The organism is Streptomyces sp. PTY087I2, assembly GCF_001687325.1.
Taxonomy (GTDB): domain Bacteria; phylum Actinomycetota; class Actinomycetes; order Streptomycetales; family Streptomycetaceae; genus Streptomyces.
This window is the reverse complement of the sequence record NZ_LZRD01000023.1, coordinates 15,991-29,862: the sequence shown is the minus strand read 5'-3', so window position 1 is coordinate 29,862 and position 13,872 is coordinate 15,991. Positions and strand designations below refer to the sequence as shown.

The 13,872-nt window shown below is 73.0% G+C and carries 11 protein-coding genes; 4 read left to right on the top strand and 7 right to left on the bottom strand.

Features of this window, described 5'->3' with window-relative positions:
• Window positions 1-17 precede the first annotated feature (17 nt).
• Window positions 18-254 (bottom strand): hypothetical protein, encoded by a 237-nt coding sequence (locus A3Q37_RS24720; protein ID WP_065487839.1) that lies wholly within the window; start codon window positions 252-254, stop codon window positions 18-20.
• A gap of 177 nt (window positions 255-431) precedes the next feature.
• Here A3Q37_RS24720 and A3Q37_RS38245 point away from each other — a divergent pair, with 177 nt between their 5' ends.
• On the top strand, window positions 432-815 hold the full coding sequence (locus A3Q37_RS38245) for a cold-shock protein (protein ID WP_006126557.1): 384 nt from the start codon (window positions 432-434) through the stop codon (window positions 813-815).
• Window positions 816-915: 100 nt separating this feature from the next.
• Here the strand turns inward: A3Q37_RS38245 and A3Q37_RS24710 are convergent, their stop codons facing one another.
• From A3Q37_RS24710 to A3Q37_RS24695, 4 genes are all read right to left on the bottom strand, one after another.
• Window positions 916-1,818, bottom strand: coding sequence for a 1,4-dihydroxy-6-naphthoate synthase (locus A3Q37_RS24710; RefSeq protein ID WP_065487838.1), 903 nt, complete (start codon window positions 1,816-1,818; stop codon window positions 916-918).
• A 6-nt stretch (window positions 1,819-1,824) separates the two neighbouring features.
• Window positions 1,825-2,544, bottom strand: a complete 720-nt coding sequence (locus A3Q37_RS24705) for a futalosine hydrolase (RefSeq protein ID WP_065487837.1) — start codon at window positions 2,542-2,544, stop codon at window positions 1,825-1,827.
• A gap of 78 nt (window positions 2,545-2,622) precedes the next feature.
• Window positions 2,623-3,108 (bottom strand): DUF2771 domain-containing protein, encoded by a 486-nt coding sequence (locus A3Q37_RS24700; RefSeq protein WP_065487836.1) that lies wholly within the window; start codon window positions 3,106-3,108, stop codon window positions 2,623-2,625.
• 27 nt (window positions 3,109-3,135) lie between these two features.
• A complete protein-coding gene (locus A3Q37_RS24695; protein WP_065487835.1) occupies window positions 3,136-4,596 on the bottom strand; it encodes an MFS transporter in 1,461 nt (486 codons plus the stop codon).
• A 483-nt stretch (window positions 4,597-5,079) separates the two neighbouring features.
• Between A3Q37_RS24695 and A3Q37_RS24690 the strand changes: the two genes are divergently transcribed.
• The 3 genes from A3Q37_RS24690 (at window position 5,080) to A3Q37_RS24680 (ending at window position 10,696) form a co-directional block, all read left to right on the top strand.
• Window positions 5,080-5,955 (top strand): DUF3027 domain-containing protein, encoded by an 876-nt coding sequence (locus A3Q37_RS24690; protein ID WP_176711508.1) that lies wholly within the window; start codon window positions 5,080-5,082, stop codon window positions 5,953-5,955.
• Window positions 5,956-6,422: 467 nt separating this feature from the next.
• Complete coding sequence (locus A3Q37_RS24685; protein WP_065487833.1) at window positions 6,423-9,635, top strand: sacsin N-terminal ATP-binding-like domain-containing protein; 3,213 nt, start codon at window positions 6,423-6,425, stop codon at window positions 9,633-9,635.
• 176 nt (window positions 9,636-9,811) lie between these two features.
• Window positions 9,812-10,696, top strand: coding sequence for a calcium-binding protein (locus A3Q37_RS24680; RefSeq protein ID WP_065487832.1), 885 nt, complete (start codon window positions 9,812-9,814; stop codon window positions 10,694-10,696).
• Between the two features lie 87 nt (window positions 10,697-10,783).
• Here A3Q37_RS24680 and A3Q37_RS24675 read toward each other — a convergent pair whose 3' ends face one another.
• Both A3Q37_RS24675 and A3Q37_RS24670 read right to left on the bottom strand, forming a co-directional pair.
• A complete protein-coding gene (locus A3Q37_RS24675) occupies window positions 10,784-13,261 on the bottom strand; it encodes an HAD-IC family P-type ATPase (protein WP_065487831.1) in 2,478 nt (825 codons plus the stop codon).
• Window positions 13,262-13,556: 295 nt separating this feature from the next.
• Window positions 13,557-13,862 (bottom strand): DUF2530 domain-containing protein, encoded by a 306-nt coding sequence (locus tag A3Q37_RS24670; RefSeq protein ID WP_065487830.1) that lies wholly within the window; start codon window positions 13,860-13,862, stop codon window positions 13,557-13,559.
• Window positions 13,863-13,872 lie beyond the last annotated feature (10 nt).

Genomic DNA, 13,872 nt, shown 5'->3' with positions numbered 1-13,872 from the left:
CGGGCCCTGCAACTCGGCTACAGCTCGGCGGCCCGTTTCGGCGAGTTCACCCACACCGAGCGGACGACGCCCACCCCGGCGATCAGGAACCCGACGCCCATCAGCATGCAGACGCCGTAAGCGATCGGCGGGAACGGGTCCGTACCGAGGAACAGGGGGGCGACGGTGACCAGTGTGGCCAGTGCGCCGACGAAAAAGACGATCGCGCCGACCTGAACGAGCCGGTCGCCTGCGCCTGAAGGAGTAGTACTCACGCGACCAGGGTAGTTCCCAGCCCGGAGGAACTCTCCGGCGACGTCTTGTCACCGGCCGTAGGGCCATTAGCCTGGGACGGGGCGGGTCACGGTGACCCGCTGTATTGCTATCCGGTGCTTTTCGGAGCCGTTTTCCGGCTCTCCCGCACACCGACGAGTACGAGGACGAGGACAGACGTGCCCACCGGCAAGGTCAAGTGGTTCAACAGCGAGAAGGGCTTCGGCTTTCTCTCCCGCGACGATGGCGGCGACGTCTTCGTCCACTCGTCGGTACTCCCTGCCGGAGTCGACGCGCTCAAGCCCGGCCAGCGCGTGGAATTCGGCGTGGTCGCGGGCCAGCGCGGCGACCAGGCCCTTTCCGTGGTGGTCCTCGACCCCACCCCGTCCGTCGCGGCCGCCCAGCGCCGCAAGCCGGACGAACTGGCGTCGATCGTGCAGGACCTGACGACGGTCCTGGAGAACATCACGCCGCAGCTGGAACGCGGCCGCTACCCCGACAAGGCCGCCGGAGCGAAGATCGCGGGCCTGCTGAGAGCGGTCGCCGACCAGCTCGACGTGTAGATACGCGCAGGTACGTGCGGGTACGCGGCGGCACTCGCAGGTGCGCGGCGCGCGGTCGCCCCCGACCGCTCGCCGCGCCCGTCGCTCGCCCGCCCCTCGCTCAGGGAAACGCCAGCGCGTCCGGCCCCAGCGGTGGGACCAGGCCCTCGGCTGCCGCGCGGGTGAGCAGGCCGCGGACCGCCGCGTAGCCGTCCTCGCCGAGGTCGGCGGTGAACTCGTTCACGTACAGACCGATGTGCTGGTCCGCGACCTCCGGGTCCATCTCCTGGGCGTGCTCCAGGACGTACGGGCGGGAGACCTCCGGGTGGTCCCAGGCCAGGCGGACCGAGCTGCGGGCGGCGTCGGCCAGGCGGTGCAGGGTTTCCTCGCCGAGGGAGCGCTTGGCGATGATCGCGCCGAGCGGGATCGGGAGGCCGGTGGTGTCCTCCCAGTGGCGGCCCATGTCGGCCAGGTTGTGGAGCCCGAAGTTCCGGTACGTGAAGCGGGCCTCGTGGATGACCAGGCCGGCGTCCACCTTGCCGTCCCGCACGGCGGGCATGATCTCGTCGAACGGCATCACGACGACCTCGCCGACGCCGCCCGGGACCATCTCCGCCGCCCAGAGCCGGAACAGCAGGTACGCCGTCGAGCGCTCGCTCGGCACGGCGACGGTCCGGCCGGTCAGGTCGAGGCCCAGCTCCTTGCTGAGGACCAGCGGCCCGCAGCCCCGGCCCAGCGCCCCGCCGCACGGCAGCAGCGCGTACTCGTCCAGGACCCAGGGCAGGACCGCGTACGACACCTTCAGGACGTCCAGCTCGCCCCGTTCGGCCATGCCGTTGGTGATGTCGATGTCGGCGAAGGTCACGTCCAGCGCGGGCGCGCCGGGGACCCGGCCGTGCGCCCAGGCGTCGAAGACGAACGTGTCGTTGGGGCAGGGCGAGTAGGCGATCCGGATCGCGTCCCCGGACGGGCTGTCACCGGCCGCGGTGCCGGTGTCAGTGTCAGTATCGGTGTCGTTCGTCATGCCCGTTCAACCTTCCAGGTCCTCGTGGCTGTTCCGGCCCGCCAGTACGGCCGCCGTCGCCCCGAACGCGTCCGTGAGCGCGGCCAGCGCGTCGCCGATGCGCCAGGCGTCCCGGTCGCGGGGGCCGACGGCGTTCGAGACGGCCCGCACCTCCAGTACGGGCACGTCGGCCCGGGCGGCGGCCTCCGCGACCCCGAAGCCCTCCATCGCCTCGGCCAGCGCCCCCGGGTGCGCGGCGAGCAGGGCGCCGGCGCGTTCGGCGGAGCCGGTCACGGTGGAGACGGTGAGCACGGGGCCGGTGGCCGCGCCGGTGGCGGCCGCCACTTCCCGTACCAGCGCGGGCGGCGGGGTGAAGCGGTCCCGGCCGAAGCCGAGCGCGGTGACGGGCAGGAAGCCCTCGGCGGTCTCCGCGCCCAGGTCGGCGGCGACGATCCCGTCCGCCACGACCAGCGAGCCGAGCGGGGTCACGGGGGTGAACGCCCCGCCGATCCCGGCCGAGACGACGAGCCCGTAGGGAGGGGAGGCGGGTGCCGCTGCCGCCGACGCCAGGGCGAACGCGGTCGCCGCCGCCGCGGCGGCCGGGCCCGCACCGCCCGCCAGGACGTCGAACGCACCACACCGGTGCAGCTCGCCCCCCGGCACCGCCACCCGCTCCTCAGCACCCCCGAACGCACGCGTGACCGCGTCCCGTTCCACCGGGACAGCGGTCACGACGAGCACACGCACGGATGTCAGCCTCAAAGTCGAGGACGGGGAGCAGAAGGGGAGCAGAAAGGGAGAAGAGGTGATCCCGGAGTGTCCGGGTCAGTCCTTGTCCTTGTTCTTGAACTCGAACTGCCAGACGCCCGTGAGCTTCTTGCCCTTGGTCTCCACGATGGAGACGGTCGTCTTCTCGGCGGTCTGGCCCGTCTGGCTGGCGAGGAACGCGTTCCCGGGGATCGTCCGGTACGTGTTCTTGTACGGCTCCTGCTCGGCCTGCTGGCCGTTGATGAAGAGCGTCCAGCCGTTCTCGGCGATCTCGGGGTCGACGCCGAAGCGGACCTTGTCGTCCATGGCGATCTTGACGACCTTGTCGGCCTTCTTGTTCAGGCAGCCCTGGATCAGCGACTCCTTGATCGCGTCACCGTCGTTGTAGCAGGCGGCCTCGGTGTTCACCGAGTCGCTGCCGACCGTGACGGTCGCGAGCGGCGTCGGCTTGTCGCAGGCGGACAGGACAAGGAGTCCAGCGGACACGGCACCAAGAGCGACGCCGATTCGACGGCCCTTACCGGAGAAGAACGCAACGGTCATGGGCCGAAGGCTATCGGTCGCCCTCGCTCACGCCACGCGGGGGTGCGGCGTGCCGCGCCGCGCGGCCCCCAGGAGGCCCCGTACGGAGGCGGCCGCCCCCAGCGCGAGGATGCCCGCGGCGACCGACATACCGAGCACCGCGTTGAGCGGAAGCGCGATGCCGATACCGCCGCCGACCACCCAGGCCATCTGGAGCAACGTCTCGGACCGGGCGAACGCGGAGGTGCGCACCTCCTCGGGCACGTCCCGCTGGATCATCGCGTCGAGCGACAGCTTGGACAGGGCCTGCGTGAAGCCCGCGACCGCGCCGAGGGCCGCGACCAGCGCGGTGGAGAAGAACACCGCGGCGAGGATCGCCACGCTCAGCGCGAGCCCCAGCACCGTCGCGATGATCACCTCGGGGCCGCGCGCCCGGAGCCAGGAGCCCACCGCCGTACCGCAGGCGTTGCCGACCCCGGCCGCCACGCCGACGATGCCGAGCGAGACCGCCGCGCTCTGCCCCGCCAGCGGGTGCTCGCGCAGCAGGAACGCCAGGAAGAAGATGAGGAAGCCGGAGAGGGCCCGGTGCGCGGCGTTGGCCTGGAGGCCGTGCAGCACGGACCCGCCGACGGACCGCAGGCCCGGCGGCCGCTCCCTGGCCGGTTTCTCCCTGCCGCCCGCCTTGCCGCCCTTGCGCAGCCCGGCCCGCGTGCTGCCCTTGCTTCCGGCCGACGTGCCGGGGGCGGGCCTGGCGGGGGTCTCGTCGTGGTGCGGAACGATCAGCCGCGCCCGGCGCTCGCCCTTCGCGGAGTCGACCTTGTGCGGCAGGGTGAAGGCGAGGAAGGTCCCCGCGACGAAGATCGCGCAGGCCCCGTAGAGCGGCCAGGCGGATCCGACGGTCTGGAGGCCGGCCCCGATCGGGGCCGCGATCCCGGTGGCCAGCAGCCCCGCCAGGGTGACCCGGGAATTGGCCTTCACCAGGGAGAAATTCGGTGGCAGGAGGCGCGGCACGACCGCGCTGCGCACCACGCCGTACGCCTTCGACGACACGAGAACGCCCAGCGCGGCCGGATACAGCTCAAGGCCCCCGGTCGCGACCGCGCCCGACATGGTGATCGCCAGCAGCGCACGGGCCAGCATCGCGCCCGCCATCGCGGCGCGGCGGCCGTGCGGCAGGCGGTCCAGCAGCGGGCCGATCACCGGGGCGAGGAGCGTGAAGGGGGCCATGGTGATGGCGAGGTAGAGGGCGACGCGCCCGCGCGCCTCGTCGGTCGGCACGGAGAAGAAGACGGTGGAGGCGAGGGCGACAGTGATCATGACGTCGCCCGCGCCGTTCACCGCGTGCAGCTCGATGAGCTTGCCGAGCCCGGACTCCCCGGCTCCGTGGGCGTGCGTCGCCCTGCGGATGGAGCGCGCCGTGCCGGTGAACGGGGCGCGCAGGGCACGGCCCGTCGCCCGTCCCGCCCTGCGGAACGGGCCGGGACCGTCGTGCGACCTGGCGGCAGTCACCTCGTCATAGTGCCCCAACCCTGGCCGGAATGAACGGTGATCGGCCGCGGACTCGCGGGATGCCCGGGGTGACGCCCTGCCGGGGGAGCGGATGGCGCGTGCCGGGGGGAGAGGGGGGAGTGGGTGCGGCGCGTGCCCGGCGGAACGGAAGCGGAACGGATACGGCACGTTTGGGACGGGCAGGTGGGCGCAGCGCGGCGGAGAGGGTAGCGTGCGTAACGCGCCACCGGCGGTTGTTCTTGGCCGCGCGCCTCTCGGCGATCCCGCAGAATGGGTGGCAGAAGGCGCGCCCGAGGCAGGCACAACGGGTGTGGACGTCGACGCGGCCCCCAGGTCCGCTCCGCCCGCACTTGTCTGGCCGAAAACGGCAATCGTGCAGCAGCTGGCGCGCTCGTGAGACTGGCGTATGGAGAGAAGCGAAGACCTGTGAGTGCTGCGACGACGACGCGAAGCCGTACGACCCGTACCCCCGTTCCCGACCGCCTGTGCGCCGAGGCGGTCGACCTCGCTCGCTCGGCCGCCGAGGAGGCCGCCGCGCCCGGGGTGGTCGGTGAGCATGTCGGTGTGGTCTCCGAGGGGGACCGGGTCGTCACGCACTACTTCGAGGCCAAGGAGCCCGGGTACCGGGGCTGGCGCTGGGCGGTGACGGTGGCGCGGGCCTCCCGCGCGAAGAACGTCACCCTGGACGAAACGGTGCTGCTGCCGGGGGCGGACGCGCTCCTGGCGCCGGAGTGGGTGCCGTGGAGCGAGCGGCTGCGCCCCGGCGACATGGGCCCGGGCGACCTGCTGCCCACCGAGGCGGAGGATCTGCGCCTGGAGCCCGGCTGGACCGGCGAGGACGAGCCGCCGCCGAACTCCGCGGTCTCGGAGGAGCTGGCGGAGCTGGCCGACTCGGAGGACGCCGAGCTGACGGACCGGCCGGTGGCCGCGACCAGCCGGGGTTCCATCGCCGCGGTGGCCGAGGAGCTGGGTACGCGGCGGGCGCGGGTGCTGTCGCGGTACGGGCTGTACGCGGCGGCCGACCGCTGGGACGAGGCGTTCGGCCCGAAGACGCCGATGGCCCAGGCGGCGCCGGCGACGTGTGTCAGCTGTGCGTTCCTGATCCCGATGGCGGGCTCGCTGAAGCAGGCCTTCGGGGTGTGCGCGAACGAGTTCGGTCCGGCGGACGGGCATGTGGTGTCGCTGGCGTACGGGTGCGGGGGGCACTCGGAGGCGGCGGTGATGCCGAAGCCGGTTCGGCCGGCGGATCATGCGCTGGACACGATGCGGGTGGACGCGTATGCCTTGCGGCCGGAGCGGGGCGAGGGTTCGGTCCCGGCCGAGACGGACGGCGCGTCGGAGGACCTGGGCCACTCCTGACGCTCCTGCCCGCTGAGGGGGCCGGGCTTGCGGTGCCCGGTCATCGCCGTGCGCCTTCGGCCCGTCGCCACCCCGGCCCTTCTGGCATTGGGTGAGCCAATCCAGCCCGTCCGGCCACACCCAGCCCGTCCGGCGTTTGAGGACGGAACCGTGGCGGTGGTCCGGGGCCACCATTCCAGCCCGTCCGGCGATTGAGGACGGAACCCTTGGCCGGGGCGGCGGTCATCACTACAGGCACCTGGTGCGCAGGGCCCTGCGGTGGTACCCGGCACCACGTCGACGGTTCCGTCCTCAATCGCCGGACGGGCTTGAAGCGATCGCCGGACGGGCTGAGGTTGCCCGGGAACGTCGGGGTTGCCCAGGGAGGCCGGTACGGCAAGGGCGGTGGGCGCGGTACCTTCGGGCGCAGACTGGGCCGTAGGCATACGCGGGCCACCCACAACGCGGACGGAGTCGAGAGCGTGAGCATGAAGGCGACCGAGGGGGCCGATCCGTTCGGGACGGCACGGCTGCGGCGCGGCGTGCTCGACGCATGGGGCGCCGGGCCCGCCCGGTTCCGCGAGGACGCCAACGCCGAGGAGGACCTCGCGCTCGGCGGCTACCGCGACCGCCTCGTCGTCGAGCTGGCCCAGAACGCCGCCGACGCCGCCGCCCGCGCCAAGGTCCCCGGCCGGCTCCGCCTCACCCTGCACCCCGCCGCCCCCGGCGACCCGGACGCCCGCTGCGTGCTGGCCGCCGCCAACACCGGCGCACCGCTCGACGCCACCGGCGTCGAGTCCCTGTCCACCCTGCGGGCCTCCGCCAAGCGCGAGGGCCACGAGTCCGCGGTGGGCCGCTTCGGCGTCGGGTTCGCCGCCGTCCTCGCGGTCAGCGACGAACCCGCGGTGCTCGGCCGTCACGGCGGCGTCCGCTGGTCCCTGGCCGAGGCCCGCGAGCTGGCCCGCCAGGCGGCCGTCGGCTCCCCCGGCCTCGGGGACGAGCTGCGCCGCCGCGACGGACACGTACCGCTGCTGCGCCTGCCGCTGCCCGCCGAGGGCTCCGCGCCCGAGGGGTACGACACCGTCGTCGTGCTGCCGCTGCGCGACGGCACCGCCGAGGATCTGGTGGCCCGGCTGCTGGCCGCCGTGGACGACGCGCTGCTGCTCACCCTGCCAGGCCTGGACGAGATCGTCATCGAGACCCCGGACGGCACGCGGACCCTGAGCCGGTCGCAGCACGGCCCGTACACCCACGTCGACGACTCCGCGCGCGGCCTGAACCGCTGGCGTACCGTCCTGCACCACGGCCCCATCGAGCCCGCCCTGCTCGCCGACCGCCCGGTCGAGGAGCGGCTGCGGCCGCACTGGTCGGTGACCTGGGCGGTCCCGGTCGACGAGTCCGGCGCCCCGCTCCACCCCCGTACGGCACCGGTCGTGCACGCCCCGACCCCCACCGACGAACCCCTCGGCATCCCCGCCCTGCTCATCGCCTCGCTCCCGCTGGACACCGCCCGCAGGCACCCCGCGCCGGGGCCGCTGACGGACTTCCTGGTGGAGCGGGCGGCCGACGCGTACGCCGAGCTGCTGGGCGACTGGCGGCCCGTGTCGACCGGGACGATCGACCTGGTGCCCGGCCAGCTCGGCAAGGGCGCGCTGGACGGGGCCCTGCGCGGGGCGATCCTGGCCCGGCTGCCCCGGGTCGCGTTCCTGGAGCCCGCCGCGCCCCGGGACCCGGAGGCGGAGAACGGCTGGGGCGACGACTGGGACCGGGACCGCGACCGGGACCGTACGGAGGACGCCGCCTCCGCCCTGCGGCCCGTCGAGGCGGAGGTCGTCGAGGGCGTCGGGGCCGAGACCGTACGCGTCCTTGCCGAGGTGCTGCCCTGTCTGCTCCCCGCCGGGCTTGAGCGCCGTACCGAGCTGCGTACCCTCGGGGTCGCCCGGGTTCCGCTCACCGAGGCGATCGACCGCCTCGCCGGACTGGAGCGCGACCCCGCCTGGTGGCACCGGCTCTACGACAGCCTCGCGGGCACCGACCCCGACCGGCTCACCGGCCTCCCCGTCCCGCTCGCCGGTGACCCGGAGGACGAGCAGGCGGGCCGCCCGCCGCGCACGACGATCGGGCCGCGCCAGATCCTGCTGCCCCTCCCGGACGCGCTGACCGGTCCCGTCCTCGGCCGCCTCTCCCGGCTCGGCCTGAAGGTCGCCCACCCGGACGCCGCCCATCCGTTGCTGGAGAAGCTGGGCGCGTTGCCCGCCACCCCCCGAGCTGTCCTGACGACCCCTCAAGTGCGGGCAGCGGTAGCCGGATCGCTCGACGCGGGCGAGATCTGGGACGAGGACGCGCTCGACACCGACGAGCTGGCGGAGACCGTCCTCACCCTCGTACGCGACGCGGAACTGGCCCCCGGCGACGAACCCTGGCTCGGCGCCCTGGCCCTTCCCGACGAGGAGGGTGAGCCCGCCCCCGCCGGTGAACTGGTCCTCCCCGGAAGCCCGTTCGCGCAGATCATGCGGGAGGGCGAACTCGCCCTCGTCGACCAGGAGCTGGCCGACCGCTGGGGCGAGGGCCCGCTCACCGCCTGCGGTGTGCTTGCCACCTTCGCCCTCGTCCGGGCCACCGACGTCGTCCTCGACCCGGACGAACTGGAGCCCCGCGACAGCGACTTCGCCGAACCCGACGACGCCGGGCTGCTGGACGCCGTCGATGTCTGGTGCGAGGACCTGCTCGACCAGCTGCCCGAGACGCCCGTGCCGCCGGTCGCCACCGAGATCGTCGCCGTACGGGATCTGGATCTGGTCGACGACGACGCCTGGCCGCAGGCGCTCGCGATGCTGGCCCAGCCGCCGTTGAGGGACGCGCTGACGCAGCCGGTGCGGGTGCTGCTCCCGGACGGCACGACGCAGTCCGTGCGCCCGTACACCGCGTGGTGGCTGCGCGACCACCCCGTGCTGGACGGCCGCCGCCCGGCCGGACTGCGCGCGGCGGGCGGCGACCCGCGCCTGGCCGGGCTGTACGACGCGGTGGACGCGACCGGCTTCGACGACGCCCAGGTGCTGCGGGCCCTCGGGGTGCGCACCTCGGTCGCCGCCCTCCTGGACGAACCGGGCGGCGCGGCCGAACTGCTGGGCCGGCTCGCCGACGAGGACCGCCCCGTCACCCCCGTACAGCTGCACGCCCTCTACACGGCCCTCGCCGAACTCGACCCGGACCAGGTGACGTTGCCGGACGAGCTGCGCGCGGTGGTGGACGGGGAGGTGGCCGTGGTCGACGCGGCGGACGCCGTGATCGCGGACGCCCCGGACGTGCTGCCGCTGACGGAGGGCCTGCCCCTGCTCCCCGTATCCCCGTCGCGCGCCGCCGAGCTGGCCGACCTCCTCCAGGTGCGGCGCCTGGGCGAGACGATCGAGGCGGACGTCACCAGCGAGGGCGAGGAGCACCGCGTACCGGACTCGGTCCGCGTCCTCCTCGGCCCCGCCACCCCGGACACGTACATCGAGCACACCGAACTCCACGCGGGCGGCGTCGAACTGGACTGGCGCCGCACCCCGGACGGGGTCGTCCACGCCGCCACCCTGGAGGGCGTGGCGGCGGGCCTCGCCTGGGCGGCGGGCCAGTGGCCCCGCCGCTTCGAGGTCGCGGCACTGCTGGAGGACCCATCGCGTACGGAGGAGCTGGCGCGGGACCGCTGGTTCGACTGAGAGCCGGGGCCACGGGGGCGTGAGCTGCGGTTTCACAGAAAAGTCATGGGAACCGCACAACCGTTCACTTGATTCGCCTGTCTGTTTCATTGAGCCAAGAGGCTCATGGACCAGATGGGTCCCGCCGGGCCGACGCCGCAAGCGCGCCCCGGGGCCCCTTCTCCACTTGGGGACACATGCGTATTCGTGCCACCGTGGCCGCCGTTTCCGGCGCCCTGGCCCTTTCCGCTCTTGCCGTACCGGCCGTCCAGGCCGAGGAGAAGCCGGACGCGGGCGTCAGCCTGCCGTCCGGTGCCGACGTCTTCGCCGCCGAGTCCGCGTCCGGCGCGCCCGCCGCCAAGGCCCGGGCCGCCCGCGCCGTCGAGAAGCCCGTCATCAAGAAGGTCGTCGTCAACGGCGGCAAGGACATCGTGGTGGGCACGCAGTCCAAGAAGAAGTTCACCATCGCGATCACGGCCTCGTCGCCGTCCGGCATCGCCGACGCGTTCGCCTACCTGTGGCACGGTCCCGCCGACGCGGTCGACGGCTTCCTCGGCCCGACCCAGGAGTTCGGCAACTGCAAGGTCTCGGCCGACCCGACCACCTCCACCTGCACCGTCTCGGTCACGGTCGACCCGCGGTCGGACGACCTCTACACGAGCACCCTCGCCGGCACCTGGAAGGTCGCGGCCGGAGCGCTCGCGGACACCGGCGGCGAGAACGACTTCATCTGGAAGGACGCCCAGGCCAAGACCCGCGTCCAGCGGTTCTCCAAGCTGACCGTGAACGCGTCCCCCGAGCCGGTGAAGAAGGGCAAGACCCTCACCGTCACCGGGAAGCTCACGCGGGCCAACTGGGACACCAACACGTACAAGGGCTACACCAACCAGCCCGTGAAGCTCCAGTTCAAGAAGAAGGGGGCCAAGAGCTACACGACGGTGAAGACCATCAAGACCAGCTCCACCGGCACCCTGAAGACCACCGTCAAGGCCTCGGTCGACGGCTACTGGCGCTACAGCTTCGCCGGTACGTCCACCACCCCGGCCGTCTCGGCCGCCGGCGACTTCGTCGACGTGAAGTAGCCGCGACCGCACAGCAGGACATACGGAAGCCCCCGGGAGGATCACCGTCCTCCCGGGGGCTTCCGTATGTCCGCGGCCCAGGGGGTGTTACGCCCCGAAGCGCCGCCCCACCCAGCGCCAGGTGAACTCCAGCAGCACCGCCGCCGCCACCGCGATGCCGACCGCCGTCCACGGCATCGTCGTGCCGACCAGCTTCAGCGCGAAGAAGTCCTGGAGCCACGGCACCACGAGCACGATCAGGAAGCCGAGCCCCATCGCCGCCACCAGGCCGATCCGCCACCAGGTGTACGGGCGGGCGATGATCGCCAGGACCCACATCGCGACCAGGAACAGCGTCAGCGTCGCCGCGCTCGTCTCGGCGTCCAGCGCGCCCTCGCCGGTGTAGTGGTGCCGTGCCAGCAGGTACGTGGCGAAGGTGGCCGCCGCCGCGATGATGCCCGAGGGGATCGCGTACCGCATGACCCGGCGTACGAAGTGGGGCTGGGCCCGCTCCTTGTTGGGCGCGAGCGCCAGGAAGAACGCGGGGACGCCGATGGTCAGCGTGGCCAGCAGGGTCAGGTGCCGCGGCAGGAACGGGTACTCCACCTGGGTGCAGACCACCAGGATCGCCAGCAGCACCGAGTAGACCGTCTTGGTCAGGAAGAGCGTCGCGACCCGGGTGATGTTGCCGATCACCCGGCGGCCCTCGGCCACCACCGAGGGCAGTGTCGCGAAGCTGTTGTTCAGCAGCACGATCTGCGCGACCGCCCGCGTGGCCTCCGAGCCCGAGCCCATCGAGACGCCGATGTCCGCGTCCTTGAGGGCGAGGACGTCGTTCACGCCGTCGCCGGTCATCGCGACCGTGTGGCCGCGCGACTGGAGGGCGGCCACCATGTCCCGCTTCTGCTGCGGGGTGACCCGGCCGAAGACCGCGTTCTGCTCCATGGCCGTGGCCATCTCGTCCGGGTCGGTGGGCAGCCGGCGGGCGTCGAGGGTGTTCTCCGCGCCCGCCAGGCCCAGCTTTCCGGCGACCGCGCCGACCGAGACCGCGTTGTCGCCGGAGATGACCTTGGTGGCCACGTTCTGGTCGGCGAAGTAGGCGAGCGTGTCGCCCGCGTCCGGCCGCAGCCGCTGCTCCAGGACGACCAGGGCGGTGGGGGCGGCTCCGGCGGCCGCGCCCGGCGCGTCCAGGTCGTCGCCCTGCACCCGGGCCAGCAGCAGCACCCGCAGCCCCTGCTTGTTCAGCTGCTCGATCTCGGTGAGCGTCGCGTCGCCCTCGGCCAGCAGGACGTCGGGTGCGCCGAGCAGCCAGGCCGAGGCCGTCCCGTCGGCCTCGGTGAACGCCGCGCCGCTGTACTTGCGCGCCGAGGAGAACGGCATCGCGTCGGTGACCGTCCAGGCGGCCTTCCCGTCCCCGTCCGCCGGGTACGCGTCGATGATGGCCTGGAGACTGGCGTTGGGCCGGGGGTCCGAGGCGCCGAACGTCCGCAGCACCTCCTGGACGTACGCCTCGTCGCTCCCGTTCAGCGGCCGGACCTCCGTGACGTCCATGCCGCCCTCGGTCAGCGTGCCCGTCTTGTCCAGGCAGACCACGTCGACCCGGGCCAGGCCCTCGATGGCCGGCAGCTCCTGCACCAGGCACTGCTTGCGGCCCAGGCGTACGACACCGATGGCGAAGGCGACGGAGGTGAGGAGCACCAGGCCCTCGGGGATCATCGGGACGATGCCGCCGACGGTCCGGGCGACGGAGTCCTTGAAGTTGTTGTCCTTCACGACGAGCTGGCTGATGATCAGCCCGATCGCCGTCGGCACCATCATCCACGTGACGTACTTCAGGATCGTGCTGATGCCGCTGCGCAGCTCCGAGTGGACGAGCGTGAAGCGCGACGCCTCCTCGGCGAGCTGGGCCGCGTACGCCTCGCGCCCCACCTTCGTCGCGGTGAACGCCCCGCCGCCCGCGACGACGAAGCTGCCCGACATCACCGGGTCGCCCGCCCGCTTGATCACCGGGTCGGCCTCCCCGGTCAGCAGCGACTCGTCGATCTCCAGGCTGTCGGCCTCGGCGACCGTGCCGTCCACGACCACCTTGTCCCCGGGGCCCAGTTCGATGACGTCCCCGAGGACGATCTCGTGGGTGGAGATCTCGGCGGCGACCCCGTCGCGCCGCACGGTCGGCTTCGCCTCGCCGATCACCGCGAGGCTGTCCAGGGTCTTCTTGGCCCGCCACTCCTGGATGATGCCGATGCCGGTGTTGGCGACGATCACGAAGCCGAAGAGGCTGTCCTGGATCGGCGCGACGAACAGCATGATCACCCAGAGCACGCCGATGATCAGGTTGAACCGGGTGAGGACGTTGGCCCGGACGATCTCGGTGACCGAGCGCGAGGAACGCACGGGTACGTCGTTGACCTCGCCGCGCGCGACCCGTTCGGCGACCTCGGCGGTGGTCAGACCGCCCGGCCGGTGGGGCGGCGGTGGTGGCTCCATGGGGTGCACGGGGTCGAGTTCCGCCCCCGCGTCGATCATGGCCGGCCGGGAGGGGCCGGGGGTCTGCTCCCCGGAGGAATCGAGTGCCCGCTGCGTCATGGGTCCGACGTTACGGGCGCCCGCGGGGAAACTCCCGCCGGGGGGTCGAAGATCCGACCAGGGGAGGACGAAGTCGGTCCTGTGGTTGTACGGAAACGGAAACGGAAGCGGGGTCGGGCGATCCGATCCGGACCGATCCGATCCGGACTGGTCTCGCCGATCCGGTCCCGTCCCGCCGATCCGATCCGGCCCTGCCGGTCCCGTCCCGCCGATCCGATCCGGCCCTGCCGGTCCCGTCCCGCCGATCCGGTCCTGCCGGTCCTGCCGGTCCTGCCGGTCCGGTCGGGCCGACGGCTCAGCGGCCCCCCAGCGTTTCGTCCGACGCCTCCGCCCCGGCCGCGTCCTTGGCCTCGGCCCGGGCCGCGTGGCGCTTGATGGCGGCGTCGCGGCCGCGCACGTACCAGATCCCGATCAGGCCGAGTCCGGCTCCGGCCAGCGGGGTCCACACCCACCAGGTGTGGCCGCGGTCCGCGAACCAGCCGTAGAAGGGGAGCTGGGCGAGGAAGAGGACGAACCAGAGGATCGTGCCGCCGACGACGGTGGCGACGACGGGGCCCTCCAGGGGTTCGGGCGCCTCGTGCTTCGGTGTCCACTTCTCCATGCGTTCAGTG